Here is a 26973-nt window from a genome sequence, read left to right as displayed (position 1 = left end):
TTTGTCATGAGTGTTTTGTATTGGCTGATTATCATTGCGGTCTTCGTCATTGCTTTTATCGGGCTTGTATATCCGGTGATTCCAAGCGTTATTTTTATTGTGGCCGGTTTTCTTCTCTACGGATTTTTGTTTTCCTTCAGTCCTTATTCTTACCTGTTTTGGCTCATTGAGGCGGTATTTGCGGCCGTTTTATTTGCAGCTGATTATGTGTCAAATTTACTTGGCGTTAAAAGGTACGGAGGAAGCAGGGCGGCAATCTGGGGAAGCACGATCGGATTGTTGATCGGGCCCTTCGTTATTCCTGTGGCAGGCATTATAATAGGCCCGTTTATCGGTGCTGTCTGCGCTGAGGTGTTTGTTCATCAAAAGGATATCAAGTCCGCGGCAAAAGTGGGGCTCGGCTCGTTAATCGGCTTTTTAACAAGCGTGGCGGCAAAAGGCGTCATTCAGCTCTTTATGATCGGATATTTCTTATGGACGGTGCTTTAGAAAGGTTTAATTTCGGCAGTGAACGGATAAAGTGTAATATGTCTGCTGGAATCGCCGGATTGTGAGCTTTTTCATTGATTACCATGCTTTCTTTTGTTACATTGAGATTAGAAAAGTTCGCGTTAAGCGGCATTTCAGTACATATATTTAAAGGAGGAAAAAAATTATGGCTTACAAACTTCCAGAATTGCCTTACGCTTATGATGCTTTAGAACCTCATATCGATAAGGAAACGATGACGATTCATCATACGAAGCACCATAACACATACGTGACAAACCTCAACAAAGCGATCGAAGGATCAGCGCTTGCAGAGAAATCTGTAGATGAGCTTGTTGCTGATTTGAACGCAGTGCCGGAGGACATCCGCACAGCTGTCCGCAACAATGGCGGCGGACATGCCAACCACTCTTTATTCTGGACTCTTTTATCTCCGAACGGCGGAGGCGAACCGACTGGTGAGCTTGCTGAAGAGATCAAAAGCACGTTCGGAAGCTTCGATCAATTTAAAGAAAAATTCGCCGCCGCAGCTGCCGGCCGTTTCGGTTCAGGCTGGGCTTGGCTTGTTGTAAACAACGGCAAACTTGAAATTACAAGCACGCCAAACCAAGATTCACCGCTTTCAGAGGGTAAAACGCCTGTCCTCGGTCTTGATGTTTGGGAGCATGCGTACTACCTGAACTACCAAAACCGCCGTCCTGATTACATTTCAGCTTTCTGGAATGTTGTGAACTGGGATGAAGTTGCCCGTCTTTACAGCGAAGCAAAATAAATAGTTCGATCAAACAAGGTCTCCCGCGGGAGGCCTTGTTTTTTTATTGACTTTGAATCCTTTTACATATCTCAGTTTGAGTGAGACAAACTAATGTGTAGTAAAGGGGAGTCAATGATGAGCAAAATAAAAAAAATTATCGGCGACATCGAAATAAATAAAGGGCTGCTGCTGTTATTGACGATTGGCGGCCTTTACTCATTGGGCATCGCGCTGTCAAATACATTTGTCAACGTGTATTTGTGGAAGCAGTCGGGAAAATTTATTGATTTGGCCATATACAATTTGTCGGTCGTAACGATGCAGCCGGTTACCTTTCTGCTGGCCGGCCGGCTGGCTAAAAAAATTGACAGGGTGTTTATTCTCAGGTTCGGCGTTATCTTTTTGGCCGCTTTTTATTTAAGTGTGCTGCTTGCCGGAGAAACTGCGGCTTCCCGTCTCGTTTTGATAGGGGCCGTGCTCGGAGTTGGATACGGCTTTTACTGGCTGGCTTTTAATGTGCTGACGTTCGAAATTACGGAACCGGAAACGAGAGATTTTTTTAACGGGTTTTTAGGCATTTTGTCTTCATCGGCGGGCATGATCGGTCCGATTGTGGCCGGATATGTCATTTCAAGACTTGAAAACAATACGGGTTATACAATCATTTTCAGCCTGTCGCTCGGCTTATTTGCCCTTGCCGTGGTTATGAGCTTTTTTCTGAAGCGGAGGGAGTCGAAAGGCCGGTTTATGCTGAAAAAAGTTTTTGATGAGCGCCACACGAATCTGAATTGGCGCCGGATTACCAACGCGCACTTTTTTCAAGGCTTGAGAGAAGGGATTTTTGTTTTTTTAATCAGCGTATTTGTATTCATTGCGACAAACAGTGAGCTGGCGCTCGGAACATTCGGTCTCGTCAATTCCGCGGTTTCTTTTTTTGCCTATTATTTTGCATCAAGGCTCATCAAAAAAAGAGCGCGGAAAAAGGCGATTCTTATCGGCGGATTGATCTTGTACGGCGCCCTGTTTCTTATCATTTTTAAAATGAGCTTCACGACGCTCCTTTTGTACGGAGTGTTTATTGCGATCGGCTATCCAGTTCTGCTCGTGCCGTATGTCTCGCTTACATATGATGTGATAGGCCGGGCGCGGCTTGCCAGAAAAGCCAGAATTGAATACATTGTGCTCAGGGAGTTATTTTTAAATGCGGGCCGGATCGTTTCCATCCTTTGTTTCCTTGTAATCGTTACATTATTCAAGGAAAAAGTGGGAATACCGGCGGCGCTCGTGCTGCTCGGAGCCGGCCATCCGCTGATTTATTACTTTATAAAAGACATCAGACTGGATACGGAAACTTCTGATGAAACAGTAGAAGAAGACCGACAAAAACAGGCGGCGGAACCGAATTTTATAAAAGGAGAAAGATAAAAGGGTTATCTGTAGAAAAATATCGAAAAAACCTTTAGAATGAAAAATGGCACCTGAACAGAAGGTGTCATTTCTTTCTGTAAATAAGAAAAGGTGATGTCATGAGGAGAAATAAAAAGAAAATAGCTGTAAACAAAGAAAAGAAAAAATCACTGCCGATCCGGCTTAATTTTTTGTTTTTGGCCGCGTTTCTTATTTTTACTTGGATTATCGTCGAGCTTGGCATCAAGCAGATCGTTCAGGGTGATGATTATAAAAACGCCGCTAATAAGCAGGAGGAGTCTGATGTCAGCACGGCGGTTCCGAGAGGGAAAATATACGACCGGAACCTAAATCCCATCGTAACGAATAAAGCATTAAATGCGATTACATATACACGTTCAGCCTCAACCACCCAGGCGCAGCGTTTAAAAATCGCAAAAAAACTGTCGGGTATGATTAAGGTAAGCACCAAAAAGGTGACTGAGCGGGATAAAAAAGACTATTGGATGTTAACGAGGCCTGATGAAGCGAAAAAACTGATTACGGCCGAAGAAAAGCAAAAAGCTGAAGACAAAAAACTGTCTGAAGATGATTTATATCAGCTTCAGCTGAAACGTATCACAGACAAACAGCTGAATGAGCTCACTTCAAAAGATATGCAGATCCTTGCGATCAAAAGGCAGATGGATTCAGGCTACTCACTGACGCCTCAATACATCAAAAATGAAGGGGTGTCGGCAAAAGAAATGGCCGTCGTCAGTGAACATTTAGATGAACTGCCGGGAGTTGACGTGACGTCTGACTGGGAACGGTCTTATCCTTATAAAAGCCTGATCCGGACATTGCTCGGCAGTGTATCCAGTGCGAACGAAGGTCTTCCTTCCAATCTGCTGGATCACTATCTGTCACTCGGCTACAGCCGGAATGACAGGGTCGGAAAAAGCTATTTAGAATATCAATATGAAAGCCTGCTGCAGGGTCAAAAAGAGAAAGTGCAGAACTTAACCGACTCATCCGGAAATGTCACGGGCAGCAAAGTGATTTCAAAAGGACAGGCCGGCAAAGACCTTGTTTTATCCATTGATATGGACCTGCAGAAATCCGTTGAAAAAATCATTGAGAAAAATTTAAGATCGGCAAAAGCGAGACCGAGCACGAAGCTTCTTGATCGGGCCTTCGTCGTCATGATGAACCCGAAAAACGGAGAAGTGCTGACGATGGCCGGCAAGCAGATTACGAATGACCATGGAAAGTACAAAATTAATGATTATGCCCTCGGCGCAATGACTTCCTCCTACGCAATGGGATCGGCGGTCAAAGGAGCGACGGTGTTGACCGGACTGCAGACGGGCGCGATTAATTTGAACACCGTTTTCCAGGATGAACCTATGTATTTCAAGGGAAGTAAAAACCCGAAAAAATCATGGACGAATTTAGGACCCGTAGATATCCAAAAAGCGCTTCAGGAATCATCAAACGTGTTCATGTTCAAAACGGCGATTGCTGTTGGTAAAGGGGAGTACAAAAAAGGCCAGTCCCTGCCGCTTGATATGAAGGCATTCGATACTTTCAGATACTACTTCAATCAGTTCGGACTCGGAGTTAAGACGGGGATTGATCTTCCGAATGAAGCAACCGGGTACCAAGGGACACAGCGAATTTCCGGGCTTCTGTTAGACTTTGCCATCGGACAGTATGATACGTTTACACCGCTGCAAATGGCGCAGTATGTATCAACGATCGCCAATGGAGGCTATCGTTTGAAACCTCAGCTTGTAAAAGAGGTCAGACAGCCTGATTCGAAAAAAGGAATCGGAGCCGTTGTAGAGTCTGTTCAGCCTCAAGTACTGAATAAGATTGATATGAATCATGCAGACATTAAAGAAGTGCAGGCAGGTTTCAGACGTGTCATGACAAAAGGGACAGCCGCAACTGATTTTGCGACGGCAACATACAGTCCTGCCGGTAAAACGGGTACGGCGCAATCTTTCTATGATGGTCCCGACAAATCAGAGACAGGTGAAGGAACGTATAATACGACTCTTGTCGCGTATGCACCTGCTGATAATCCGGAAGTGGCTATTTCTGTAGTCGTTCCTTGGGCCTATATTAATTACAGCGATCGATATTCGATTACGAATGATATAGGAAGAGCAGCTCTGGACAAATACTTTGAGCTGAAAAAGAAACAAGAAGATAATAATACGAAGCAGAAAAACGAAGATAAAATTCAGGAAAACGCTGAAAACGGCAATACAAGCAACTAACAGAAAAACGCTCACAACCTGTGAGCGTTTTTTTTATACAAAAAAACATCCGGATTTACAAAACCTTAACACTTGATTTATACGCATTTTACAAGAACCCTTTACTCTATACGTGTAGGACAAATTACACATTAAATGCAGGGGGAATTCAGGAAATGAAAAAAAACAAATGGATGCTTATGCTTCTGATGGCAGCTGTTATGATTGTTGCTGCAGCATGCGGAAATGCAAAGGAAAGCGGCAAGACAGACAGTCAATCTGCAAGTGAGGATAAAAAAGCATCAGGTTCTTTAACCATTTCTGGTTCATCAGCCATGCAGCCGTTAGTACTGGCAGCGGCGGAAAAGTTTATGGAAAAACATCCGGATGCTGATGTGCAGGTGCAAGCGGGAGGTTCAGGAACAGGACTTTCGCAAGTGTCTGAAGGGGCAGTGCAAATCGGCAACTCAGATGTCTTTGCTGAAGAAAAAGAAGGCATTGATGCGAAAGACCTAAAAGACCACCGAGTAGCGGTAGTGGCGATGGCGGCTGCGGTCAACCCCGGTGCGGGCGTAAAGGATATAACCAAAAAACAGCTGACAGACGTCTTTACAGGCAAAATTAAAAACTGGAAAGAGCTTGGCGGTAAAGATCAAAAAATTACACTCGTGAACCGTCCTGATTCATCTGGAACACGCGCTACGTTCGTCAAATATGCTCTTGACGGAGCAGAGCCTGCAGAGGGCATTACAGAGGATTCCTCCAATACAGTCAAAAAAATCATTGCGGAAACGCCGGGAGCAATCGGTTATCTGGCATTCTCTTATATAAACGATAACAAAGTAACGCCTTTATCGATCGGAGGCATCAAACCGGAAGAGAAAAACGTCGTCACAGGCGAGTATCCGATTTGGGCTTACGAGCACTCTTATACGAAAGGTGAAGCGTCAGGCCTTACAAAAACGTTTCTTGACTATATGAACAGCGATGAAGTACAGAAAAGTATCGTAAAAGATCAGGGCTACATTCCGATCTCTGATATGAAAGTCACACGTGACGCAAACGGCAAGCAAAGCTGAGGGGAGGGCGGGCTCCCCGCCTCTTCTTCTTTATAGGAGTGTAAACAAATGATAAATCACAGAGAAAAAGAGTCTGTAAGCGAACGCTTAATAAGCTCAAAACAAAACAGGCAATTGGATGAAGTCCGCGGAAGGGTGATTGTGTCTGTGTGTGCCGCGATTATCATTGCGGCATCAGCGGCGATCACAATTTTTCTCGGCATAAAGGGGCTGCAATCTTTTTTTGTAAATGGTGTAAGCCCGATTGAGTTCTTAACAAGTCTGAATTGGAATCCAACCCAGGCAAAACCTGAGTTCGGCGCGCTGCCTTTTATTTTCGGATCATTTGCGGTCACGGTTCTGTCCGCTCTGATCGCAGCGCCCCTCGGTATTGCGGGTGCCGTGTTTATGACGGAAATTGCGCCGACTTGGGGAAAAAAGGTGCTGCAGCCGGTAATTGAGCTGCTTGTCGGCATTCCGTCCGTCGTTTATGGATTCATAGGTCTTACAGTATTGGTTCCGTTTATCGGCTCTTTTAAATCAAGCGGAACGGGTCACAGCCTTCTGGCGGGGACGATCGTACTCTCGGTAATGATTCTGCCGACTGTTACATCGATTTCCGCTGATGCGCTTGCGTCACTTCCGAAACACCTTCGCGACGGTTCATACGCGCTTGGTGCGACGAGGTGGCAGACAATCAGAAAGGTGCTTATCCCGGCGGCGTTTCCGACATTGCTGACCGCTGTCGTGCTCGGGATGGCAAGAGCGTTCGGAGAAGCACTCGCCGTACAGATGGTTATCGGAAATACAAAGCTTCTGCCGGAAAGCCTGCTTGATACGGCGGGAACATTAACGACGATTATCACGTTAAACATGGGCCATACCACATACGGCAGTATTGAAAATAATACGTTATGGTCTATGGGGCTTGTTCTTCTCATCATGTCGTTTCTGTTTATATTGCTCATACGCTACTTGTCATCTAGGAGGAAAGTGTAATGAACCGGAAAATAACGGATAAATTGGCCACCGGTGTATTCGGGTTATGCGCCGCTGTAATCGCGGCGATTTTGGCAGGATTGTTTTTGTACATTCTTATTCACGGCGTCTCTGAAATCTCCTTGCATTTTCTTACGTCAAAATCGAGCGCCATTGCGTCAGGCGGCGGAATACGGGATCAGCTTTTTAACTCCTTTTACATTCTGTTTATCACCATGCTGATCACGATACCGCTTGGTGTGGGGGGCGGAGTCTTTATGGCTGAATATGCGCCCCAAAATAAAATCACCGATTTTATCAGAACGTGTATTGAGGTGCTGTCTTCGCTTCCGTCCATTGTCATCGGGATGTTCGGCATGCTGATGTTTGTAAACCTGACCGGATGGGGCTACACGATTATCGGGGGCGCGCTCGCATTAACGGTCTTTAACCTTCCCGTTATGGTCCGGGTGACAGAAGGCGCGCTCACTGCAGTCCCTAAGGAGCTGAAAGAAGCTTCTCTCGCTTTAGGCGTATCGAGATGGCATACCGTCAAAACGGTGCTGATTCCGAGTGCGATTCCTTCGATTTTAACCGGCGCCATTCTCGCATCAGGAAGAGTATTCGGAGAAGCGGCCGCATTGTTATTTACAGCGGGGCTGACAACGCCGCGGCTGAACTTTACGGATTTGAACCCGTTTTCTGAATCATCTCCTTTCAATATTTTCAGGCCGGCTGAGACGCTGGCGGTTCATATATGGAGTGTCAATACGCAGGGAATCATCCCTGACGCCGAAGCGATTGCAAACGGCGGCTCGGCGGTGCTGGTGATTTCGGTTCTCTTGTTTAACCTTTGTGCGAGATGGCTCGGGTCTGTCATTTATAAAAAGCTTACGGCAAATTAATCGGAAAGAGGCGAAAACATGATTGATCACATCATCAGGGAACAAGCGGAACAGACAAAGCGTTTGCCGGAGTCTTCGATTTTGGAAGTGAAGCATTTATCAATTTATTACGGTGACAAACAAGCGGTAAAAGACGTAAACATGAATATTGAAAAACATGCGGTGACGGCTCTGATCGGTCCGTCCGGCTGCGGGAAATCAACATTTTTGAGACAGATTAACAGAATGAACGATGCCATTGCTTCGGCAAGAAGCGAGGGAGAGATCCTTTATGAAGGGCTGAATATTTTGGGTGAAGCGATTAATGTCGTGTCTCTCAGACGGGAGATCGGTATGGTGTTTCAAAAACCGAATCCGTTCCCGAAATCCATTTACAATAACATCACACATGCGCTGAAGTATGCGGGGGAACGCAGGAAAGCCGTTTTGGATGATGCGGTCGAGGAAAGCTTAACGAAGGCGGCGCTTTGGGATGAAGTCAAAGACCGGCTTCATTCATCGGCTCTGTCGTTATCAGGCGGCCAGCAGCAGCGCCTTTGCATCGCCCGTACGCTTGCGATGAAACCTGCCGTGCTTCTTTTAGATGAACCGGCATCCGCTCTGGACCCTATTTCAAACGCCAGAATCGAGACGCTTTTGACAGAACTGAAAAAAGATTATTCGATTATTATCGTTACGCATAACATGCAGCAGGCGCTGAGGGTGTCTGACCGAACGGCTTTCTTTTTAAACGGGGAAGTGGTAGAAGACGGGCAGACAGAACAAATTTTTACGAGTCCTAAAGCGCAAAAGACAGATGACTACATTAACGGAAAGTTCGGATAGGGGGAAGGACTGTGAGACTTGTGAAGGAAGCGGTGCACACACAGAATTTATTTGATATTCACGGCATGAACGTATGGTACGGAGCCCATCAGGCTTTAAAAGACATTACGATCGGTTTTGAGGAGCGGAAGGTAACTGCGATCATCGGTCCGTCCGGCTGCGGGAAATCCACTTTTATTAAAACATTAAATTTAATGCTGCAAATGGCTCCGAATGTCAAAGTGACAGGCGACATGATCTATAACGGGCGCAATCTGCTGAAGGAAAAGACGGATGCGGCAGAATTAAGAAAACAGATCGGTATGGTGTTTCAAAAAGGCAATCCGTTTCCGCAGTCAATATTTGAGAATGTCGTGTACGGTCCGAGAATTCACGGCGAAAAAAATAAAAAGAAACTGCTTGAAATCGCTGAGGAATCTTTAAAAGCAGCTGCGCTCTGGGATGAAGTGAAGGATCGCCTTCACCAACAGGCGCTTTCACTGTCAGGCGGTCAGCAGCAGCGGCTGTGCATCGCAAGGGCGCTCGCCACCAAACCGGACGTCCTTCTGATGGATGAACCGACGTCCGCTCTTGATCCCGTGTCCACGCGGAAAATAGAAGAGCTGATTTTGACATTGAAAGAAAAGTATACAATCGTCATTGTGACTCATAACATGCAGCAGGCTGCGAGGGTCTCTGATCAAACCGCGTTTTTCTATATGGGCGAACTGGTGGAGTGGGGCGATACAGGCAAAATATTTTCTCAGCCGGATCATCACAAAACACATGATTATATCACCGGAAAATTCGGATAAAAAAAAGGGCCCGGCCATTGACCGGGTCCTTTTTATATGCCTATTAAAAAAGCCTGCCGGCCGTATCCATCTGAATGGACGATGCCTGCAAGCTTTTTTAGCGGGTTAATGTTTTGACGATTTTTTTAAAGCTCATATCTGAGTCGACTTTGAAATGGCCGGCGCGGATTTCTTTGTGGTAGCCTGCGTCAATGACGTAATCATTGAAGTCTTTCGCTGAAGGAATAATCCCTTCTTTTTCAAGAATGGATGACACATCAGCAGTGCTCATTCCGTCTTTAATCGTCAGTTTGTATGTTACTTTTTTCTTTTTAGCGTCTGTGTTTTGGTCGTTGTTTAATGATTTTTCTTTAGAATCAAGCAGTTTTTGATAGTCATCCCGGTTGACGGAGACTTTGTGCTGATCGTCGAGGTAGCTGTTTACTTCTTTTTCTGTCAATGCTGTTTTTTCAGTTTTAACGGCGGCTGCCTGGTCATGGTCAGTCAAATAGAAGACAGCGGCGAGAACGGCCGTCGCTAAAATCATGCCTGCTGCAAAAGCCTGAATGCCCCGTTTTGTCATACGAGCACCTTCTCATTATCTTTAATAATGGTATTGACGTCCTCGACAGACACGTGCTCCGCTTTTGCGATGGCTTCCGCAGACATTCCGTTGTTATATTTTGAAATGATTTGTTTGGCGATTTTTTGGTTAATGCCGCTGCTTTTGGCTTTGCGGATCACGAGGTTGGTTTCCAGCAATTCTTCTTCAAGCACCGTCATTTTCTTTTTCAACTTGTAAATTTCCTGCATGGCGGAAAGCTGAAGCGTTTCTAGCTCCTGTTCCACGTCTTTCATCGGATCTCTTTGAGAATATGAGAATGCAATAAGCGCTATACTGACGATAAACAACGCAATAATAGCAATTTCCACGTTTCATCACCTTCTATTATTAATTTGCCCTTCTTTTTTATACCATAAAACGCCGCCATTCTAAAGGAAATAGAGAAAAAAACGGAATTTTGTCGGAAAATCTTTTTTACTCGGGGAGCAAACGGTTATTTCTCTATAGATTTCGTATCGGAAAGCCCTTTTTTGTCCTGTTTCGTCATATTTTGCCTTCTTCTGACGCAAGCTCATTCAGAGGATCAGAAGCGTAAACTGATGTTTTCTGCACTTAAACAACATTTCATGTAAATCAGCTCTAGCATTCCGTCCATTATAGTGGTATTATATATAAGTCTGAATAAGTAAATGATATTTAGTTTGGAGGGAAAATAATGCGCGTTAATATTACTTTGGCTTGCACTGAATGTGGTGAGCGTAACTATATTTCTAAAAAGAACAAACGCAACAATCCGGACCGCGTTGAATTTAAAAAATATTGCCCACGTGATAAAAAATCTACGTTACACCGTGAAACAAAATAAGCTGTTTAACACAGCGGAAAAAGCTGGAGCTTTCAATAAAGTTCTGGCTTTTTTGTCTTTCAGGGAGGTTTGAGAAACGTGAAAGCACAAATCAGAACCGATATAAAAGCAAAGCTTTCTGACATGACAGAAAGTGAATGGGAGAAAAAATGCCGCAGCATGCGTGAAACGCTGTTTTCTTTAAAAGAATGGAAACAGGCCCGCATGATCGCCGTTACTATCTCGACACGCCTGGAAATTCCGACACGGCCGATCATTGAACAGGCCTGGCAAGAGAAAAAACAAGTCTGTATCCCAAAATGCTTTCCGCAGACGGGAGCAATGGAGTTCCGTACATTTTCTGCGTATGATCAGCTGGAAACCGTATATGCGGGCCTCAGTGAACCGATCGAGAGTCTGACGGAAAAAGCCGCCCAAAATGACATTGACCTTGTGATTGTGCCCGGCGTGGCTTTTGACCGGGAAGGCTTCAGAATCGGATACGGCGGAGGATATTATGATCGGTACCTGTCCGGTTATAAAGGCCGTACCGTGTCGCTTCTCTTTGACTGCCAGCTGACAGACCGCATTCCCCGCATGCCCCACGATATTCCGGTCGATATGATCGTGACTGAATCTGAAACCATCGCTTAATCGCATAAAAAACTTCTTGCACCGGAATAATTCTCGCTGTTTGACAAACGATAGGGGCAGGAGGGATAAGATGAAAAAATTGTTGATCTACTCATTATGCGCCGTATCTGTTTTAGCCGTTTACCAAAACCGCTACCGTCTGATGAACAGCGTGCTCAGCCAGCCGGGGATCAGACGGACATTCATTCATTTCTTTTTAAAAATACCGTTTATCAGAAACAAATTCATTCAGCAGGCATTTTAAACAAATCCCGTTTTTTCAGCGGGATTTTTTGCATAAGAAAACCTGCCGGTAAAAAACGGCAGGTTTTCTCGTATTGTCAGCTTTTTTTCAGGAAACCGAGCAGAATTGAGATCATAGGAGAAATGTACAGGAAAAAGGTAAACGGCAGGTAGTCGATGACGGAAACCCCTAATGCGCTTGCCATAAAAGCGCCGCTTACTCCCCAGGGAATCAGCGGGTTGATCAATGTTCCGCCGTCCTCAAGCGACCGCGCAAGGTGAATCCGCTTAATGCTGAGCTTGTCATATAAAGGTTTATAAGATTGACCCGGAATTAAGATCGACAAATACTGCTCACCTGTCGCAAGGTTTACGCCTATACTTGAGAAGACGGTCGCCATGACAAGACGTCCTTTCGTATGCACGCCTTTTATCAATCCTTGAAGCAGCGCCGCGATCAGGCCCGTTTTTTCCATCAGGCCGCCGAGCGCAAAGGCGATCATGATCAGAGAGACTGATCCCATCATCGATTGGAGCCCGCCTCTGTTGATAATGCTGGCCACAGCCTGGTCGCCGGTTTTAAACGCCGTCCCGCTTTGCAGGGCGGATATAAATCCTTGAATGCTGCTGTCAGGAATAAAAACAGCAGTCAGAAGCCCTGCGGAAATAATACCGGCGGTAAGCACCGGAATCACGGAAACCCGTCTCACAGCTAAAATGATCACCAACAGAGGTGAAAGAAGCGACCAAGGCGTAACGTGCACGGCCTCTTTTATTCCGGAAATGACCGCCTCAATATTTTGCGTTGAAGCGGCATTTATTGAAACAGATGAACCGAGAATATAAAAAAGAACGATCGTGATCAGCAGTGCCGGAACGGTAGTGCCCATCATATGGCGAATATGCTTAAAAATCGGAATTTCGCCGATTCCGGCGGCAAAATTCGTCGTGTCGGACATCGGTGACATTTTATCACCGAAACAAGCTCCGCAAATGACTGCTCCCGCCGTCCATTCGAGCGGAACTCCCGCCGCGCTTGCTACCCCTAACAGCGCGACGCCGATTGTACTGACAGTTGTCAGACTTGAGCCGACAAGCGTGCTGATAATCATGCAGGAAAATAATGCGGTCAAAAGCAGCTGACTCGGCTGTATAATTGACAAAGCGTAAACGGTGACGGTGGGAATGGCGCCGCTGTACATCCAGGCGCCGATCAGCACACCGATCAAAGCCAGCACGATAATCGGCTGCACACCGTTTTTCAATCCGCTGACAATTCCTTTTTCAAGACTCTCCCACGAGAAACCGAGCCACAAACCTGCCAGAGACAGAATAATGACGCAAAAGAACAGCGGCATATGCGGCTCTGTATGAAAGAAAAACAGGCAGGAAATAATGACTGCTAACATCAAGACAAATAAACTGATGGCTGAGATGAACGTCAGCCTTTTTTCTTGTTTCAAAACAACACCCCATCAAACTTTAATCCTTTTGTGCTTTTGGGCACGAAAGTATTGTAACAGAAAAACGCATAAATGAGTGTTTTTTTACAATTGTGAATATACAATTTATGAAAATAATACAAGGATATTTTCTCCAATCGTTTTTTGCTTGACGCCCGGATCAGAGATGAAATACGCTTATACTAAGAAGAATAGAAATGGTGAAGAAGATGAATTCATTTTATGACGTGCAGCAGCTGTTTAAGTCATTCGGACATATCGTTTATTTCGGTGACAGACAAGCCGAAATTGACTTTATGAAAGATGAATTAAAGGAAATGTACTTGTCAAACGTGATTGAAAGAGAATTATGGCAAAAAGCCGCCGGAGTTCTTCAGAGAGAATCGGAGCGGATTAAAGGCAGATAACACAGCAGGATTTTAAATAAGAAAAGGAGATTATTATGGAAGATACATGGTTTGCGGGGATTGATCTTGGCGGAACAACCATCAAGCTGGCCTTTATCAACATGTACGGTGAAATTCAGCATAAATGGGAAGTTCCGACCGATAAATCAGGAAACACAATTACGGTCACGATCGCCAAAGCGCTTGATCAGAAGCTGGAAGAACTGAACAAGCCGAAACGGATCGTAAAATGGATCGGAATGGGAGCGCCCGGACCCGTGGAAATGGCGACGGGAATGGTCTATGAGACGACAAATATGGGGTGGAAAAACTATCCGCTGAAAGACCATCTCGAGGCGGAAACGGGTATTCCGGCCGTCATTGAAAACGATGCCAATATCGCGGCGCTCGGAGAAATGTGGAAGGGTGCAGGTGACGGGGCCAAAGATGTCATTTTAGTGACGCTCGGAACCGGAGTCGGCGGAGGCATCATCGTCAACGGAGAAATCGTTCACGGTAAAAACGGGGCCGGCGGAGAAATCGGTCATATTTGCAGTATTCCGGAAGGAGGAGCTCCGTGCAATTGCGGAAAATCCGGCTGCATCGAAACGATTGCGTCCGCAACCGGCATCGTCCGCATCGCGAAAGAAAAGCTTGCGGCGGTTTCCGACTCTTCGCTCTTACAAGTGCGCGATCTGACGGCACGTGACGTGTTCGAAGCGGCTAAACAGCAGGATAAGACAGCGCTTGAAGTCGTCGATTACGTCGCAAAACATTTAGGCCTCGTGCTCGGAAATCTGGCAAGCGCCATGAATCCGACGAAAATCGTGCTCGGCGGAGGCGTGTCTAAAGCGGGTGAAATCCTGCGGTCAAAAGTGGAAGAGACCTTCAAAATCACCGCGTTCCCGCGTTCTGCGGAAGCGGCCGATATTTCGATTGCGGCACTTGGAAATGACGCCGGAGTCATCGGCGGGGCGTGGATTGCCAAAAATGAATGGCTCAAACATCAAAACTGCTGAAGAAAGTCTGCCTGCCCATATCGCGGGCAGCTTTCTTTTTTTATCTCCCCTGTCATATAGTTTTAAAAAAAGGGGGATGAACATGGCGGGAATTCGTGTCAAACCTGAATTGAAACAGCATATGAAAGATATTGCAAAGGTGCTTTCAATTGATGAAAAACTGTTGAAAGCCGCTGATAAAACGGCGGAAAGCGATGAATTATTTTGTCCCGGCTTTGCCGTGAGCGGGCAGTCAGAGGGGCCGCCGCTTGAGACGCTGAGCGGGCTTTCGCGATACATCCGGCACTGTGAAAGCGTTCTTTCCGCTGATCAATGGCTGAAGGAAGAAAAGGTGTACGGCTCCCAATCGGTTTATGAAGAAATTGAGAAAATAACGGATGTCTTTCCGTTTGTCACATGCCGTAAAATCGGCAGTTCCGTATTGGGAAAGCCGCTTTATGAGCTGAAAATAGGTGCGGATACGGCCGAAAGAAAAGTCCATGTAAACGCCTCATTTCATGCCAATGAATGGATCACCACCTCGGTCGCGATTAAATGGTGTAAAGAATATTGCGCGGCATTATGCGAAAATAAAACCGTTTTCGGGCAGTCTGTGCTTGATATATTCAGCCGGACATCATTGTCATTCGTTCCGCTCGTAAATCCCGACGGTGTTGATCTCGTACTTTACGGATGTGAAGATTTATCAGAAAAAAATGAATTTCTCAACGAATTAAATGAGCACCGCCCGGATTTCCGCGAATGGAAGGCGAATATAAACGGTGTGGATTTAAATAAACATTTCCCATCCAATTGGGATATTGAACAAAGGCGCAAACCGAAAGCCCCTTCATACCGTGATTTTCCGGGAACGGCGCCGCTCACTGAACCGGAGGCGCAGGCGATGCATCGGCTGATAACGGATCAGCCGCCTGACCGGCTGATCGCGCTTCATACGCAGGGAGAAGAGATTTACTGGGGATACGAAGGATGTGAACCGGAGCAATCATCTCAGATGATTCGGGAGTTTGAAGCGATAAGCGGAAACCGCTATCAAGGCGTTAAAACCATTGACAGCCATGCCGGTTTTAGGGATTGGTTTATACAGCAGTATGGAAAAGAGGGCTATACCATTGAGCTCGGGAAGGGAAAAAACCCTTTGCCTTTTCACCAGTTTGCTGATATTTATCAAGCGACGGAAGGTATTTTGTGGAGGTCGCTTGTTTTTTGAGACATCTGTGAAATTTCTCATTTGTTTACATAAACAAATATGGGACAATAGAAAAGAATGGAGGGAAGGCTGATGAGATACTTGGTTTGTGTTCTGCTGTCCGCATTCGTTCTGTGTTTAGCGGCCTGTGAACCATCTCATCAGCAGCAAGACACAGGCGTTTCGGCAAAATCGGCAGAACAGAAAATCGTTCCGCTCAGTAAAAAGGAAGCGGAAAAAACGGAAGGATGGCTGGATAACAGAACAATTCTGTATACAGCACATCATCAGCTGATGAAATATGATCTTTTCAGCGGAAAATCCGAACGGCTCTATGAAACAAAGGGCAATATTGTCAATGTAAAGATCAGCCGGAAAAAACAGCTGATTCTTGTACAGGTGACAAGCAGCGGTCAGACTGAGCTTGTGCTTATAAACAAGCAGGGGAAAAGACTTTATCACAAAGCCTTTAACTCTTATGAGCTGGAGACGGCTTGGAATCCGTATGACCCGTATCAAATGATGATTACCGTTTTTACTGAAACATGGGACTTCACAGCCTATACGGCCGATATGAACAATGGCATTTTAAAAAAGAGTCCCGTTCAGGCCCCTTTTGTTCATTGGACCTCCCCTAATGAATTCCAATATATCAAGCAAGGAAAAACGGAGGAAGAGGGTCCTTTATATTCTTATGACTTGCAGACGAAAAAAGAAAAAAGAGTGCTTCATCACGTCATCTGGGCTGATTCCCGCCCGGGCATGACGATTGCCGTCAGACAAACGGATCAATCGGACGGAGACGGCGAGTTCCTTTTCCAAAAGCCGGCATCCGTGACACACCGCTTTCCTCTCCAAAAAAAGTATGAGAGCTTTGCGCCGATGGAATATGATTACGATCAGACACACAAGCGGTTTTACATATTTAAGCCTGAAGGCCGCTCTTACAATCTGATCAGCTTTGACTTAGGAGACGAACGGGAGCGGACGGTGCTCAAAAACACGGAAATGGAGCCGATTCAGATCTCTCCGAACGGGGAATACGCTTTATACGGCTTTACGTATGACCGTCTGATTTCACTGAAAACAGGCATGACAGAACCAATCATAACAAATGAAAAAGGAGTTTGAACCAAATGGCAATTGCAGATGTCACAATCATTCCGATCGGAACAAAAACACCGAGCGTCAGTGAGTATGTAGCGGATGTGCAAAACATTTTGGAGGGTTACAAAGCTGCCGGCAAAATCAAATTTCAGCTCACGCCGATGAACACGTTGATTGAAGGTGAGCTGAGCGACTTATTCGCAGTCATTCAGGACATTCACGAAGCCCCGTTCCAAAAAGGGCTGCACAGAGTGGCGACAAATATCCGCATTGATGACAGACGTGATAAAGAAACGACGCTGGAGAGCAAAATCAAAAGTGTCAGCAAACATTTGCAGCAATAAAAAATAAGCCTGTATCCATTGGATACAGGCTTTTAATGTGCAGTCGGATAGCCGCTGGTTACAACGGTCATTACGGTAAACCAGCCAAACACACCCAGCGTGGCGGCGGCTAACAAAAATCCCAGGATATTTCTCTGTCTGACAGCCCGCAGGACTCCTAATACAGCTAATAATGCGACAAGGCCGAAGATTACAACTAGTAACATCATGCTCCTCCTTTGTCATTGGAACCTGAAAATCTTTCCATTTTATTTTAACCGTTTTCATTTTATTTGTCGATAGCGTTTTCCCATCCGCATTCATTGAATCTTCCGCAGAAAACCTTCATAATAAGGGCATATACATAAAGAGGTGATGAAAGTGAAATGGAGACGAATGCCGGCCGGTCCGATTCAGGCAAACGCGTATTTTCTTGTCAGTGAGGATCAGTCCTGTCTTATTTTTGATCCGGGCGGGGAAGCGGACAAAATCAACAATTACATAAAAGAAAACAATCTGAAGCCGCTGGCCATCTTACTGACGCACGCCCATTTTGACCATATCGGCGCACTTGACGAAGTAAGAGACAGATGGGATGTTCCCGTCTATCTTCACAAAAATGAAGAAAAGTGGCTGGAGGACTCTTCCTTAAACGGATCAGGCATATTGCGGGGCATTGCCGTAACGGCACGGCCCGCCGAACGGCTCATCGAAGGCGACGGCATTTTGGACATCGGGCCTTTCCATTTGGAAACATTGTTTACGCCGGGACATTCACCGGGAAGCGTTTCTTATTATGTGAAGGACGCGGATCTGGTGATTTCAGGTGATGTGCTCTTTCAGGGAGGCATCGGCCGAACTGATTTACACGGCGGAAGTCAGGACGTATTGCTTGATTCCATTCATCAAAAACTGCTCACGCTTCCCGGACATACACTTGTATTAAGCGGGCACGGGCCGGAAACGGACATCCAGACAGAGCAGGAGCGAAACCCGTTTATCAATGGTTTTTCACTGTAAATGAAAAAAGACAGACCATAATCGGTCTGTCTTTTTCTGTTCAATGGGTTCCGCCGCCCGGTGTCATAATAAAAATAGAGTAATATGTAAATCCGGCGAAAAATACGGTTAAGTAAGCTCCAAAAATATAAATATACATCCGCTCAGTCAGATTCAAATAAGAAAGAAATACGAAAAAGATCGTCTGTCCAAAAAACAAAAGAGAAGCGTCTTTCATGCCCCCTAGAAAAAACATGACTGCAAATATCCCCGTCCAAAATCCTAACACCCGGAACATGCGATTCATTCCTTATCCCCTCCCGAGAGTCTATCTGAAGTTTATTATAATAGATCGGCACTCAAAATGTAAACATTTTCATGATTATATTTATTGTGGAATTTATGTCTTTCCCTGTGTTTTATATCTTATGCCGCTCTCTAAAAAAGATCCGAAAAATCTTTTTGAAATACGTTTAGGGAAAAAAAGTTCAGGGTACTTATGTTAACAAAGAGACGGATTATCCGAGGGAGGAATTTTTAAAAATGAAAGAACTTATTTTTTATTCATACCCGAGCTGCACATCATGCCGAAAAACGAAACATTGGCTAAAAGCCCACAATGTTGACTTTCAAGAGCGCCATCTATTCAGGGAGACACCGACAATTGATGAATTGAAGCAGATCTTATCATTAACGACCGAAGGAATTGATGAAATATTGGCGACGAGAAGCCAAACATTTAAAAACCTCAACCTGAACATTGAAGAAATGACTGTAAATGAAGTGCTGAAGCTTTTGACTGAGAAGCCGAAACTGCTGCGGCGTCCGATTCTGATCGATCGCAATAAGCTCGTTATCGGATACAATCCGGGAGAACTGATGAAGCTGACGAAGAAAAAAACGGTACATCAATCTGTATCATAAGAGAAAAACGAAGATCCGCTGATCAAATTTATCAGCTAATCTTCGTTTTTTGCGGTTGCGGGACTGGGCTAGCTGGATTCGAACCAACGATCACGGAGTCAAAGTCCATTGCCTTACCGCTTGGCTATAGCCCATCGGATGTAATTACAGTATGTGCGTCCGGCGCCGATTTATACATACAAAGTAATTTGAATGGAGGAGACCCGTGAAACATTTGAATGAAACATTATCTCGAACCTTAATTGAAGAATCAGGTGAAATCACACGCCAGTGGCTGCTCATACCAAAATCGGGGCGGCCTTCAGATGATCAGAAAGCGGAAATGCAGCACCGTCTGTTAATTGAAATCGTTGCCGGCATTTTATCGGAAAAAGACGGCGGGGAAGAGGAGCTGACAAAGTGGGCGCTTCAGTTCGCAAGGGACCGGGCCGTCCATGAAGTACCGGTCTATGAAAGCGTCACGAGCTTTAAAGAATTCCGGAGATTGGTCTGGAACCGCATACAGACATGCTGTGAAACGATGTCTGAGAAGCCCGGGGCGAATGCGGTATTCCATTGGGGAGAGAAGCTGAACAAAGCAATTGACCATATGATTGAAGTATTTACAGAGGAATATTATAAAGTGACGGTTACACAATTAAACGCCCAAAAGGAAATGATTAACGAACTGAGCGCGCCGATTATGCCGATTGCCGACGGTATTGGAATTTTGCCGCTCGTCGGCGAAATTGATACCTACCGGGCAAAAATGATTTTGGAATCGGTGCTTGACCAATGTTCTTCACTCCGTCTTTCTTATTTATTTTTAGATATATCAGGAGTGCCGATTGTGGATACGATGGTCGCTTATCAGATTTTCAAAGTGATTGACAGCACAAAACTTCTTGGCATAGAAACGACAATCTCAGGCATCAGACCGGAAATCGCGCAGACTGTCGTGAAGCTCGGCATCGATTTTTCTCAGGTGAAAACAGAGCAGAGTCTGGCGAAGGCGCTGGCAAAAAACGGATTTATCGTAAAAGAATCATTAAGATGATAAAAAGCTGAATGGCCGGGGAGGATTTCTCCCTCAGCTATTCAGCTTTGTCAGCTTCAATCGTCATGATATGATGGCTGTCGATTTCTTTTACCGTAAATGTGTAGCCTTCAAAATCAATGGTGCTCCCGGGCTTCGCGTCAATATGCTGAGTAAGAAACCAGCCCCCGAGTGTATCGACTTGATCAGCCGTAATCTCTGTTCCGAGTAAATCATTGACGTCACTGATCAGCAATTTGGCGTTCAGGAGATAGCGGTTCTTCCCAAGCTTTTGAACGGAAGGTGTTTCGTCCGTATCAAATTCGTCGCGGATTTCGCCGACGATCTCTTCAATGATATCTTCCGCCGTTACTAATCCCGCGGTTCCGCCGTACTCATCAATGAGAATGGCCATATGGGCGTGTTCCCGCTGCATTTTAACGAACAATTGATAAATCGGAATCGTCTCAATCACGTGTATCGCCGGCTGGATGTAAGGGCTGAGTTCGTGTTTTGTAAACGCCCCTCCTTCTGACAGGAATCTGAATAAAACTTCTTTAATATTGATGATGCCGACTACATGATCTTTATCTCCTTTTACTACGGGATACCGGGTATATTTATTTGTTTTGATAATGTCCCGGAGCATATGTCCCGATCCGCTGTCTAACGGCAGGCTCACCATTTCATTCCGGGGCACCATAATTTCTTTGGCAGTGCGCTTATCAAATGTAAAAATGTTATTTACGTAATGCAGCTCGCTTTTTTTGATCATGCCGCTTCGATAGCTTTCGGCAAGGAGCACCCGCAATTCCTCTTCCGTATAAGCCATTTCATGTTCGGAAGCAGGCTTCAAGCCGAACATGGCTGTAATCAGGCGGGCGGAATGATTGAGCAGCCAGATGAATGGAAACATTAACTTATAAAACAAAATCATCGGTCTGGCAGATAAAAGTGTAATCCGCTCGGCTTTTTGGATAGCAAAACTTTTCGGGGCGAGTTCGCCGATGACGACATTCACATATGTAACCAGCAGAAAGGCGATGATCAATGACAGTACTTGGGCAACCGCTTCGTGAACTCCGGTTTTTAAAAATAACGGCTGAAGCATTGCTTTGACTGTCGGTTCACCCAGCCAGCCGATCCCCAAAGCGGTGACGGTGATGCCCAATTGGCACGCCGATAAATATTCATCGAGGTGTGTAATGACATGCTTGGCTGCTTTTGCTCCTTTTACATCTTCCTCAATGAGCTGATTAATGCGGGAGCGCCTTGCTTTAACAATTGAAAACTCTATGGCGACAAAACACGCCGTTAATAAAATAAATAGTACGATGGCAGATAGTTTGATGATATACAATGTAACGCCTTCCGCGAAGGAAGGCTTGCACCTCCCTTTTTTCGGAATAATACCACTGTAGAAAGCTGCTCAAACATCGAACCTGGTTTAGCCCGCCTCATTTACGGTAATAAAACAAGAAAGCGATACTGGAGGATGACAAGAGATGAAGGTACATTCGGGAGCGGACTGGCTGTGGTACCAGCTCGGTCCGCATGAAAAAGCGGAAGCGAAAAAAATGATCCATCACAATCACTGGCCGCAATGCGAAAAGTGGTTTGAACATGAAAATCATATAAACTTTCTGCGCTCAGATACAAATGATCAGAATAATGAAGCGGTTTTCGGATCTTTAATCTATCATCAAGGATTAGATGATGAAAAAAACCATACCGTATTTCACTTTTATATTACGAGAGACTTCTTTTTTACGATTAATTTTGATTTTTCGCTGCTGCGCGGTGTAAAAGAAAAGCATGCCACACAGCAGATTCAAACCTGTGAAAATCCGATTGAAGGCTTTTTTGTTCTGCTGGGAGAGCTGATGAATTCCTATCTGATCGGACTGGATGAATTTGAAGTCAAGCAGCGGACGCTGAAATGGCAGATTCATGATGACAACAGCAAAGGAATCTTGGAAAATGTGCATAAACTGCGCCATGAGCTGTTCATTTGGAAAGGTCTTACACTGGGAGCTAAAAAAGTGGAAATGGCTTTAAAAGAAGCGTTTCTCCCGAAAAATGACAGGCAGAAAGATTACCTCAGGGCTCATCATAAGATGGAAAGAGGGATTACATATATCAATGAGTTTGATCAGGAACTGAGCAATCTGCTGCACGCCGAGGAAGTCATTACCTCCCAAAGAGGAAATGAAATTGTGAAAGCCTTGACGATCTTTACAACTCTCTTTACACCGATGACCGCGCTTGGAGCTCTCTGGGGGATGAACTTTGATAACATGCCGGAGCTTCATTGGAAATATGCGTATATCTGTTCCATCGTGCTCATTATTGTATCAACCCTGCTGATTTATATTTATCTGCGGCAGAAAGGCTGGACAGGGGACATTTTGAGGGAGCATCAAAAAAAATATTTGCGGAAAGAAAAGAAACGCTAAGAAGAGCAGGCATACGCCTGCTTTTTTGATGGCTGAAAATGGCCGAATGGTTCCGGATTTCATTCAGTAAATCAAAGTCAGGGGGCTTATTTTTTATTTTTTTGCGTTTTACACAGTGTAAAACGCATAATCTCTCCTTTGCCGGCTTTTGTGTATCTGATTTACAATACGTGCGGAAGGAGGAAAGTCTTGTGAAAAATATTGAAACATACAGCAGGAACATCATAAATGAGGCCTATACAGCAAGGGCTTCAGATATACACATTGTGCCGAGAGAAAAGGATGCTTTCATTCATTTTCGCATCGGCCATGCTCTTGTGAAAAAAAGAGTCTTAAAAAAAGAGGAATGCGTAAGGCTTATTTCTCATTTCAAGTTTTTATCGGCCATGGATATAGGAGAAAGACGTAAGCCGCAAAACGGGTCATTGTCTCTGCCGCTTCCGACGGAAACCGTTCATTTGAGAATGTCAACCTTGCCGACAATGAATGATGAAAGTCTTGTCATCAGGCTTTTGCCTAAGCGGCAGATTCCCCCTCTGGATAAACTGTCTTTATTTCGGGGGGCGGGCGCCGCACTATTGTCCTTTCTGAAGCATTCGCACGGCCTGCTTCTGTTTACCGGACCGACCGGATCTGGAAAAACGACCACCCTTTACTCGCTTGTCAACTATGCAAAAAGGCATTTCAACCGGCGGATTGTCACGCTTGAAGACCCCGTAGAAACAAGAGATGAGGATGTGTTGCAAGTCCAGGTGAATGAAAAAGCCGGAGTCACATATTCCGCCGGTTTAAAAGCGATTTTAAGACATGATCCCGATATGATCATCTTAGGGGAAATCAGGGATGCCGAGACGGCTGAAATCGCAGTCCGCGCGGCCATGACGGGACACCTCGTTCTTTCAAGCCTGCACACAAGGGATGCTAAGGGCGCCATATACAGACTGCTGGAGTTTGGGGTGAACATGACAGAAATTGAACAAACCGTCATTGCCATCGCTGCTCAGCGTCTGGTTGATTTAACATGTCCGTTCTGCAAAGAGGAAAACTGTTCGGTGTACTGCCGGATGTACAGGCAGACACGCCGTGCGGGCATTTATGAACTGCTCTACGGGAAAAACCTCACCCAATGCTTTCGGGAAGCAAAGGGAGAGCACGCCAATTTTCAATATCAGACGCTCCGCAGGCTGATCAGAAAAGGAATCGCGCTCGGCTATGTCACGACCGACAATTACGATCGGTGGGTGTATCATGAAGCGGATTAAACGAACCTGGCCGTTGAAGGATCAAGCGGCTTTTTTGAAAAGGCTCGGTGAAATGACGGAAAAAGGATACAGTCTGATTGAAGGGCTCAGACTGCTGAAACTCCAGCTGCATAAACGTCAGCTTGCAGAGCTGACGGACGGAATCCGCCGGCTGAGGGAAGGTGATGCGTTTTACGAAGTGCTTGAGGCACTGTCTTTTCATAAAGAAGCCGTCTCTATCTGCTATTTCGCAGAGAAACACGGAGAATTGCCGGGGGCGATGAAACAAAGCGGCGAATTATTACAGAGAAAGCTCATGCAGACGAATCAAATCAAAAAAATGCTCCGGTATCCGATGTTTTTAATTTCTTCCGTCTGTGTCATGTTTTATATTCTGCAAAGTTTAATTATTCCGCAGTTTTCTGGGATTTATCAATCAATGAATATGAATACATCCGGTGCGACTGCTTTCATCTTTGCGTTTTTTCGGCATTTTCATGAAGCCTGCGCACTGGCGCTGTCCGCCGCTTTCTGCTTGTTTTTGTACGTTTGGTTCTTATGTAAGAAAAAATCCCCGCAAGATAAAATGCTCATTGTTGTGAAAATACCCCTCTTAGGAAAAGCGGCCGTTCTTTTTAACAGCTACTTTTTCTCTTTACAGCTCAGCAGTCTTCTGAAATCCGGCCTTTCTATCTATGACAGCTTAACAGCTTTTAAAGAACAATCTTTTCTGCCTTTTTATCGTGAAGAAGCAGAGATGCTCATTACACGTCTGAAAGCCGGAGAAACCATAGAATCCGCTCTTTCCGGGCATCCGTGTTATGAAAAAGATCTTGCGGCTGCAGTCAGCCACGGACAGGCAAACGGCCTGCTTCACCGCGAACTTTATACGTACAGCCAGTTTATGATGGAGCGTCTTGAACAAAACGCGGCGAAGTATACCGGCATTCTCCAGCCTGTCATTTACGGTGTTGTGGCCGGTATGATTTTAATTGTCTACATGTCAATGCTGATGCCGATGTACCAGATGATGAACCAAATGTAAGGGAGTGCTTCGTCTGAAAAATCAAGATGGATTTACTTTAATTGAAATGCTGATCGTTTTATTTATCGTTTCCATTCTGCTTTTAATCACCATTCCTAACGTTACAAAACATAATCAAAGCATTCAGCATAAAGGCTGTGAAGGACTGCAGAATATGGTGAAAGCCCAAGTGACGGCGTACGAAATCGACCATGAAGGTAAAATGCCGGATATGAACGATTTACAATCAGAGGGGTATATCAAAAAGAATACAGCCTGCCCGAATGGTAAACAGATCTTAATTAGTGGCGGAGAAGTTACAGTTGAACAATAACAGGCGGACAGAAAACGGGTTTACCCTTCTTGAAAGCCTGATTGTGTTAAGCCTGGCGTCCGTCCTGCTGACGGTTTTGTTCACGACGGTTCCGCCGGTCTGCACCCACCTTGCCGTGCGGCAAAAAACAGAACAGCTTCAAAAAGATATTCAGCTTGCGCAGGAAACGGCTATCGCAGAACATAAAAGAACAAAAATCACTTTTCTTCCAAAAGAGCATAAATACAAACTGCAGTCAGCCGGAAGGATTGTCGAGCGTTCTTTTGATTCGCTTCACATTACACTTGTAACTTTACCGGAGAGCCTTGAATTTAACGAAAAAGGCCATCCGAATTCGGGAGGAAAGATTCAATTGAAGAGCGCCGGGTTCACCTATGAGATCACAGTTTACTTAGGGAGCGGAAATGTCCATGCTAAACGGAAATAAAGGGTTCTCTACTATTGAAACACTATCAGCAATGGCCATTTGGCTGTTCCTTATGACGTCTATCATTCCGGTCTGGACGGGCATGCTGACAGATGGTCTGAAAATAGAAGATCGCCAGGAAGCGTACCAGCTTCTTCAGAAACATATCAGCACTTATATGATGACCGGAAAAAAGCCGCCGTCTCCCGGTGTGAAGTGGAAGGAGGATGGTGAGTATTACAAAGTGTGTGCGGCTGACCGCGGCGAAAAAGAAATGTGCCTCAGCATTCTCAAAACAGACTGGCTTTACGCTTCTTAATGTTTTGTTCTCCTTGGCAGTCTGTCTTTTCCTATCAGGCACCCTGGGCCCGATTTTACATCTGTTTTTATCAAACCGGACCGATAACGGCGGATTAGACAGCCGGGAGCATCAAATTGCCGTTCAGCAGATCATGAACGAATGTAAACAGGCTGAGACTGTGAAGCCGGCGGACGGCGGACGGGCGTTAGCATGCCGGGAAACAGGAGGCGAAGAAGTGCGTTTTGAAATTTATCATAAGATGATAAGGAAAAGAGTAAACGGAAAAGGCCACGTGCCGATCCTGCAAAACGCGGCATCATTAACGGCTGATGTGAAAAACGGCCTGCTCTTATTAGAGATCTCAAGCGTTACAGGTAAAAAGAATCAGGCGGTCATTCCGGTTTACAGCTCTTTAAAAGGTGATTAAATGCACAAATCTGACGGTTTTATCTATCCCGCGGTTCTGTTTGTTTCTGCCGCAGTTTTACTTGTCATCAGCTATACTTCATCTGATTTCATCACCCGAAAAACATTTGCGAAAGAGGCCGGGGAGTACTGGATCGGAGAGAATCTGCTCCAAAACGGCGCGCTGCTGTCAAGCCGCCATATGACACAGGGACAAAAGGTCCAAACTGGTACACAGCGTTTTCCGTACGGAACTGTTTCCTTCCACATCACCGGGAGTGATCGCCGGGAAACGGTTCAGGTTACAATTCAGGCCGAAACAGTGTCAGGCACGAGACGCGAGGCTCACCTTTTGTTCGATCAGAAGAAGAAACAGCTGATTCAATGGACGGAAGTATAAAAAAGAGGCGGCGGGACAACACTTCATAGTAAAGACAGCACTATGAGGTGAGAGCCGTGAAAACAAATGATTATGTAAAATATATGACTGAGCAATTCGTTAAATATTTCGATACGCCGAAACAGGAACGGAGAGAGCGAAAAGAAGTGCGGAAAGAAAAGAAAGTGCCGGCTTCTCAGCACTGGTTCGGAATATTGCCGTACAGTTTTAAGCTGTGGATGCAGCGGAAAAAATAAAGTGAATCACACGAAAGGTCCTCCT

At 45.3% G+C, this 26973-nt stretch carries 35 protein-coding genes and 1 tRNA gene; 29 read left to right on the top strand and 7 right to left on the bottom strand.

Features of this window, described 5'->3' with window-relative positions; all coding sequences use genetic code 11:
* Window positions 1-6: 6 nt before the first annotated feature.
* From VP472_RS12075 to pstB (VP472_RS12035), 9 genes are all read left to right on the top strand, one after another.
* A complete protein-coding gene (locus VP472_RS12075; protein WP_017418157.1) occupies window positions 7-489 on the top strand; it encodes a DUF456 domain-containing protein in 483 nt (160 codons plus the stop codon).
* A 166-nt stretch (window positions 490-655) separates the two neighbouring features.
* A complete protein-coding gene (gene sodA, locus VP472_RS12070; RefSeq protein WP_003153025.1) occupies window positions 656-1261 on the top strand; it encodes a superoxide dismutase SodA in 606 nt (201 codons plus the stop codon).
* Window positions 1262-1378: 117 nt separating this feature from the next.
* Entirely contained in the window at window positions 1379-2668 is a 1290-nt protein-coding gene (locus VP472_RS12065; protein WP_014305429.1) for an MFS transporter, read from the top strand.
* A gap of 101 nt (window positions 2669-2769) precedes the next feature.
* Window positions 2770-4917: a penicillin-binding protein 2A gene (gene pbpA, locus VP472_RS12060; RefSeq protein ID WP_146277175.1), complete on the top strand. Its 2148-nt coding sequence runs from the start codon at window positions 2770-2772 to the stop codon at window positions 4915-4917.
* A gap of 155 nt (window positions 4918-5072) precedes the next feature.
* Entirely contained in the window at window positions 5073-5975 is a 903-nt protein-coding gene (locus VP472_RS12055; protein WP_146277490.1) for a phosphate ABC transporter substrate-binding protein, read from the top strand.
* A 48-nt stretch (window positions 5976-6023) separates the two neighbouring features.
* On the top strand, window positions 6024-6953 hold the full coding sequence (gene pstC, locus VP472_RS12050; protein ID WP_007612605.1) for a phosphate ABC transporter permease subunit PstC: 930 nt from the start codon (window positions 6024-6026) through the stop codon (window positions 6951-6953).
* Window positions 6953-7837 carry a phosphate ABC transporter permease PstA gene (gene pstA, locus VP472_RS12045; protein ID WP_007408306.1) on the top strand — a complete coding sequence of 295 codons (885 nt, stop codon included), beginning with the start codon at window positions 6953-6955 and terminating at the stop codon, window positions 7835-7837. The genes pstC and pstA overlap by 1 nt, the downstream gene beginning before the upstream one ends.
* An 18-nt stretch (window positions 7838-7855) precedes the next feature.
* Window positions 7856-8662 carry a phosphate ABC transporter ATP-binding protein PstB gene (pstB, locus tag VP472_RS12040; protein WP_146277173.1) on the top strand — a complete coding sequence of 269 codons (807 nt, stop codon included), beginning with the start codon at window positions 7856-7858 and terminating at the stop codon, window positions 8660-8662.
* Window positions 8663-8727: 65 nt separating this feature from the next.
* Window positions 8728-9456, top strand: a complete 729-nt coding sequence (pstB, locus tag VP472_RS12035; RefSeq protein ID WP_217365500.1) for a phosphate ABC transporter ATP-binding protein PstB — start codon at window positions 8728-8730, stop codon at window positions 9454-9456.
* 97 nt (window positions 9457-9553) lie between these two features.
* On the opposite strand, the gene VP472_RS12030 is transcribed toward pstB (VP472_RS12035), so the two are convergent.
* Together VP472_RS12030 and VP472_RS12025 are read right to left on the bottom strand one after the other, a co-directional pair.
* A complete protein-coding gene (locus VP472_RS12030) occupies window positions 9554-10018 on the bottom strand; it encodes an endolytic transglycosylase MltG (protein ID WP_003153042.1) in 465 nt (154 codons plus the stop codon).
* Window positions 10015-10368 carry a hypothetical protein gene (locus VP472_RS12025; RefSeq protein WP_003153047.1) on the bottom strand — a complete coding sequence of 118 codons (354 nt, stop codon included), beginning with the start codon at window positions 10366-10368 and terminating at the stop codon, window positions 10015-10017. The genes VP472_RS12030 and VP472_RS12025 overlap by 4 nt, the downstream gene beginning before the upstream one ends.
* A 347-nt stretch (window positions 10369-10715) precedes the next feature.
* On the opposite strand from VP472_RS12025, the gene rpmG reads away from it, so the two are divergent.
* From rpmG to VP472_RS12010, 3 genes are all read left to right on the top strand, one after another.
* Window positions 10716-10865: a 50S ribosomal protein L33 gene (rpmG, locus tag VP472_RS12020; RefSeq protein ID WP_003153056.1), complete on the top strand. Its 150-nt coding sequence runs from the start codon at window positions 10716-10718 to the stop codon at window positions 10863-10865.
* 78 nt (window positions 10866-10943) lie between these two features.
* Window positions 10944-11498 carry a 5-formyltetrahydrofolate cyclo-ligase gene (locus VP472_RS12015; protein ID WP_129091554.1) on the top strand — a complete coding sequence of 185 codons (555 nt, stop codon included), beginning with the start codon at window positions 10944-10946 and terminating at the stop codon, window positions 11496-11498.
* Between the two features lie 70 nt (window positions 11499-11568).
* Window positions 11569-11742, top strand: coding sequence for a hypothetical protein (locus VP472_RS12010; RefSeq protein WP_003153061.1), 174 nt, complete (start codon window positions 11569-11571; stop codon window positions 11740-11742).
* Window positions 11743-11818: 76 nt separating this feature from the next.
* Here the strand turns inward: VP472_RS12010 and nhaC are convergent, their stop codons facing one another.
* Window positions 11819-13183 (bottom strand): Na+/H+ antiporter NhaC, encoded by a 1365-nt coding sequence (gene nhaC, locus VP472_RS12005; protein ID WP_076984004.1) that lies wholly within the window; start codon window positions 13181-13183, stop codon window positions 11819-11821.
* Window positions 13184-13380: 197 nt separating this feature from the next.
* Here nhaC and VP472_RS12000 point away from each other — a divergent pair, with 197 nt between their 5' ends.
* The 5 genes from VP472_RS12000 (at window position 13381) to VP472_RS11980 (ending at window position 17228) form a co-directional block, all read left to right on the top strand.
* Window positions 13381-13590, top strand: a complete 210-nt coding sequence (locus VP472_RS12000; RefSeq protein ID WP_007408313.1) for a YqgQ family protein — start codon at window positions 13381-13383, stop codon at window positions 13588-13590.
* A 35-nt stretch (window positions 13591-13625) separates the two neighbouring features.
* Window positions 13626-14588, top strand: a complete 963-nt coding sequence (glcK, locus tag VP472_RS11995; protein ID WP_017418148.1) for a glucose kinase GlcK — start codon at window positions 13626-13628, stop codon at window positions 14586-14588.
* 82 nt (window positions 14589-14670) lie between these two features.
* Window positions 14671-15798 (top strand): M14 family metallopeptidase, encoded by a 1128-nt coding sequence (locus tag VP472_RS11990; protein ID WP_146277169.1) that lies wholly within the window; start codon window positions 14671-14673, stop codon window positions 15796-15798.
* 72 nt (window positions 15799-15870) lie between these two features.
* Window positions 15871-16908, top strand: coding sequence for a YqgU-like beta propeller domain-containing protein (locus VP472_RS11985; protein ID WP_146277167.1), 1038 nt, complete (start codon window positions 15871-15873; stop codon window positions 16906-16908).
* Window positions 16909-16913: 5 nt separating this feature from the next.
* A complete protein-coding gene (locus VP472_RS11980; protein WP_003153073.1) occupies window positions 16914-17228 on the top strand; it encodes an MTH1187 family thiamine-binding protein in 315 nt (104 codons plus the stop codon).
* Window positions 17229-17260: 32 nt separating this feature from the next.
* On the opposite strand, the gene VP472_RS11975 is transcribed toward VP472_RS11980, so the two are convergent.
* Window positions 17261-17434 carry a DUF2759 domain-containing protein gene (locus tag VP472_RS11975; protein WP_003153076.1) on the bottom strand — a complete coding sequence of 58 codons (174 nt, stop codon included), beginning with the start codon at window positions 17432-17434 and terminating at the stop codon, window positions 17261-17263.
* Window positions 17435-17588: 154 nt separating this feature from the next.
* Between VP472_RS11975 and VP472_RS11970 the strand changes: the two genes are divergently transcribed.
* On the top strand, window positions 17589-18227 hold the full coding sequence (locus tag VP472_RS11970; protein WP_003153077.1) for an MBL fold metallo-hydrolase: 639 nt from the start codon (window positions 17589-17591) through the stop codon (window positions 18225-18227).
* Between the two features lie 40 nt (window positions 18228-18267).
* Here the strand turns inward: VP472_RS11970 and VP472_RS11965 are convergent, their stop codons facing one another.
* Complete coding sequence (locus VP472_RS11965) at window positions 18268-18513, bottom strand: DUF2626 domain-containing protein (protein ID WP_003153078.1); 246 nt, start codon at window positions 18511-18513, stop codon at window positions 18268-18270.
* A 236-nt stretch (window positions 18514-18749) separates the two neighbouring features.
* Here VP472_RS11965 and VP472_RS11960 point away from each other — a divergent pair, with 236 nt between their 5' ends.
* The gene (locus VP472_RS11960; protein ID WP_003153079.1) at window positions 18750-19130 is read left to right on the top strand and encodes a Spx/MgsR family RNA polymerase-binding regulatory protein; all 381 of its coding nucleotides are present in this window, start codon (window positions 18750-18752) and stop codon (window positions 19128-19130) included.
* A gap of 63 nt (window positions 19131-19193) precedes the next feature.
* Here the strand turns inward: VP472_RS11960 and VP472_RS11955 are convergent.
* Window positions 19194-19264 (bottom strand) — tRNA-Gln (locus VP472_RS11955).
* Window positions 19265-19335: 71 nt separating this feature from the next.
* Here VP472_RS11955 and VP472_RS11950 point away from each other — a divergent pair.
* Window positions 19336-20166: an STAS domain-containing protein gene (locus tag VP472_RS11950; protein WP_070082115.1), complete on the top strand. Its 831-nt coding sequence runs from the start codon at window positions 19336-19338 to the stop codon at window positions 20164-20166.
* 37 nt (window positions 20167-20203) lie between these two features.
* On the opposite strand, the gene VP472_RS11945 is transcribed toward VP472_RS11950, so the two are convergent.
* The gene (locus tag VP472_RS11945; protein ID WP_070082114.1) at window positions 20204-21505 is read right to left on the bottom strand and encodes a hemolysin family protein; all 1302 of its coding nucleotides are present in this window, start codon (window positions 21503-21505) and stop codon (window positions 20204-20206) included.
* A 145-nt stretch (window positions 21506-21650) separates the two neighbouring features.
* Between VP472_RS11945 and VP472_RS11940 the strand changes: the two genes are divergently transcribed.
* The 9 genes from VP472_RS11940 (at window position 21651) to VP472_RS11900 (ending at window position 26948) form a co-directional block, all read left to right on the top strand.
* Complete coding sequence (locus VP472_RS11940; protein WP_071391609.1) at window positions 21651-22601, top strand: magnesium transporter CorA family protein; 951 nt, start codon at window positions 21651-21653, stop codon at window positions 22599-22601.
* A gap of 191 nt (window positions 22602-22792) precedes the next feature.
* The gene (comGA, locus tag VP472_RS11935; protein ID WP_070082113.1) at window positions 22793-23863 is read left to right on the top strand and encodes a competence type IV pilus ATPase ComGA; all 1071 of its coding nucleotides are present in this window, start codon (window positions 22793-22795) and stop codon (window positions 23861-23863) included.
* Window positions 23850-24887 (top strand): competence type IV pilus assembly protein ComGB, encoded by a 1038-nt coding sequence (comGB, locus tag VP472_RS11930; protein ID WP_063174751.1) that lies wholly within the window; start codon window positions 23850-23852, stop codon window positions 24885-24887. The genes comGA and comGB overlap by 14 nt, the downstream gene beginning before the upstream one ends.
* 4 nt (window positions 24888-24891) lie before the next feature.
* Entirely contained in the window at window positions 24892-25200 is a 309-nt protein-coding gene (gene comGC / locus VP472_RS11925) for a competence type IV pilus major pilin ComGC (protein WP_003153087.1), read from the top strand.
* A complete protein-coding gene (gene comGD, locus VP472_RS11920; protein WP_025852922.1) occupies window positions 25190-25627 on the top strand; it encodes a competence type IV pilus minor pilin ComGD in 438 nt (145 codons plus the stop codon). The genes comGC and comGD overlap by 11 nt, the downstream gene beginning before the upstream one ends.
* Window positions 25611-25925, top strand: coding sequence for a competence type IV pilus minor pilin ComGE (gene comGE / locus VP472_RS11915; RefSeq protein ID WP_015388003.1), 315 nt, complete (start codon window positions 25611-25613; stop codon window positions 25923-25925). The genes comGD and comGE overlap by 17 nt, the downstream gene beginning before the upstream one ends.
* A gap of 13 nt (window positions 25926-25938) precedes the next feature.
* Window positions 25939-26334 (top strand): competence type IV pilus minor pilin ComGF, encoded by a 396-nt coding sequence (comGF, locus tag VP472_RS11910; RefSeq protein WP_094247733.1) that lies wholly within the window; start codon window positions 25939-25941, stop codon window positions 26332-26334.
* Entirely contained in the window at window positions 26335-26712 is a 378-nt protein-coding gene (gene comGG / locus VP472_RS11905) for a competence type IV pilus minor pilin ComGG (protein ID WP_094247734.1), read from the top strand.
* Between the two features lie 56 nt (window positions 26713-26768).
* A complete protein-coding gene (locus VP472_RS11900; RefSeq protein WP_003153093.1) occupies window positions 26769-26948 on the top strand; it encodes a YqzE family protein in 180 nt (59 codons plus the stop codon).
* Window positions 26949-26973 lie beyond the last annotated feature (25 nt).

Source organism: Bacillus sp. MT(2024), assembly GCF_036362845.1.
Lineage (GTDB): Bacteria > Bacillota > Bacilli > Bacillales > Bacillaceae > Bacillus > Bacillus velezensis.
The sequence above is the reverse complement of the archived record's forward strand: the minus strand, read 5'-3'. Positions and strand labels throughout refer to the sequence as shown.

Bases quoted from the DNA above. Each gene is read 5' to 3' on its own strand.
- VP472_RS12075 (WP_017418157.1), top strand. From the start codon at position 7: ATGAGTGTTTTGTATTGGCTGATTATCATTGCGGTCTTCGTCATTGCT.
- sodA (WP_003153025.1), top strand. From the start codon at position 656: ATGGCTTACAAACTTCCAGAATTGCCTTACGCTTATGATGCTTTAGAA.
- VP472_RS12065 (WP_014305429.1), top strand. From the start codon at position 1,379: ATGAGCAAAATAAAAAAAATTATCGGCGACATCGAAATAAATAAAGGG.
- pbpA (WP_146277175.1), top strand. From the start codon at position 2,770: ATGAGGAGAAATAAAAAGAAAATAGCTGTAAACAAAGAAAAGAAAAAA.
- VP472_RS12055 (WP_146277490.1), top strand. From the start codon at position 5,073: ATGAAAAAAAACAAATGGATGCTTATGCTTCTGATGGCAGCTGTTATG.
- pstC (WP_007612605.1), top strand. From the start codon at position 6,024: ATGATAAATCACAGAGAAAAAGAGTCTGTAAGCGAACGCTTAATAAGC.
- pstA (WP_007408306.1), top strand. From the start codon at position 6,953: ATGAACCGGAAAATAACGGATAAATTGGCCACCGGTGTATTCGGGTTA.
- pstB (WP_146277173.1), top strand. From the start codon at position 7,856: ATGATTGATCACATCATCAGGGAACAAGCGGAACAGACAAAGCGTTTG.
- pstB (WP_217365500.1), top strand. From the start codon at position 8,728: ATGAACGTATGGTACGGAGCCCATCAGGCTTTAAAAGACATTACGATC.
- VP472_RS12030 (WP_003153042.1), bottom strand. From the start codon at position 10,018: ATGACAAAACGGGGCATTCAGGCTTTTGCAGCAGGCATGATTTTAGCG.
- rpmG (WP_003153056.1), top strand. From the start codon at position 10,716: ATGCGCGTTAATATTACTTTGGCTTGCACTGAATGTGGTGAGCGTAAC.
- VP472_RS12010 (WP_003153061.1), top strand. From the start codon at position 11,569: ATGAAAAAATTGTTGATCTACTCATTATGCGCCGTATCTGTTTTAGCC.
- VP472_RS12000 (WP_007408313.1), top strand. From the start codon at position 13,381: ATGGTGAAGAAGATGAATTCATTTTATGACGTGCAGCAGCTGTTTAAG.
- glcK (WP_017418148.1), top strand. From the start codon at position 13,626: ATGGAAGATACATGGTTTGCGGGGATTGATCTTGGCGGAACAACCATC.
- VP472_RS11990 (WP_146277169.1), top strand. From the start codon at position 14,671: ATGGCGGGAATTCGTGTCAAACCTGAATTGAAACAGCATATGAAAGAT.
- VP472_RS11985 (WP_146277167.1), top strand. From the start codon at position 15,871: ATGAGATACTTGGTTTGTGTTCTGCTGTCCGCATTCGTTCTGTGTTTA.
- VP472_RS11980 (WP_003153073.1), top strand. From the start codon at position 16,914: ATGGCAATTGCAGATGTCACAATCATTCCGATCGGAACAAAAACACCG.
- VP472_RS11975 (WP_003153076.1), bottom strand. From the start codon at position 17,434: ATGTTACTAGTTGTAATCTTCGGCCTTGTCGCATTATTAGCTGTATTA.
- VP472_RS11965 (WP_003153078.1), bottom strand. From the start codon at position 18,513: ATGAATCGCATGTTCCGGGTGTTAGGATTTTGGACGGGGATATTTGCA.
- VP472_RS11960 (WP_003153079.1), top strand. From the start codon at position 18,750: ATGAAAGAACTTATTTTTTATTCATACCCGAGCTGCACATCATGCCGA.
- VP472_RS11940 (WP_071391609.1), top strand. From the start codon at position 21,651: ATGAAGGTACATTCGGGAGCGGACTGGCTGTGGTACCAGCTCGGTCCG.
- comGB (WP_063174751.1), top strand. From the start codon at position 23,850: ATGAAGCGGATTAAACGAACCTGGCCGTTGAAGGATCAAGCGGCTTTT.
- comGE (WP_015388003.1), top strand. From the start codon at position 25,611: ATGCTAAACGGAAATAAAGGGTTCTCTACTATTGAAACACTATCAGCA.
- comGG (WP_094247734.1), top strand. From the start codon at position 26,335: ATGCACAAATCTGACGGTTTTATCTATCCCGCGGTTCTGTTTGTTTCT.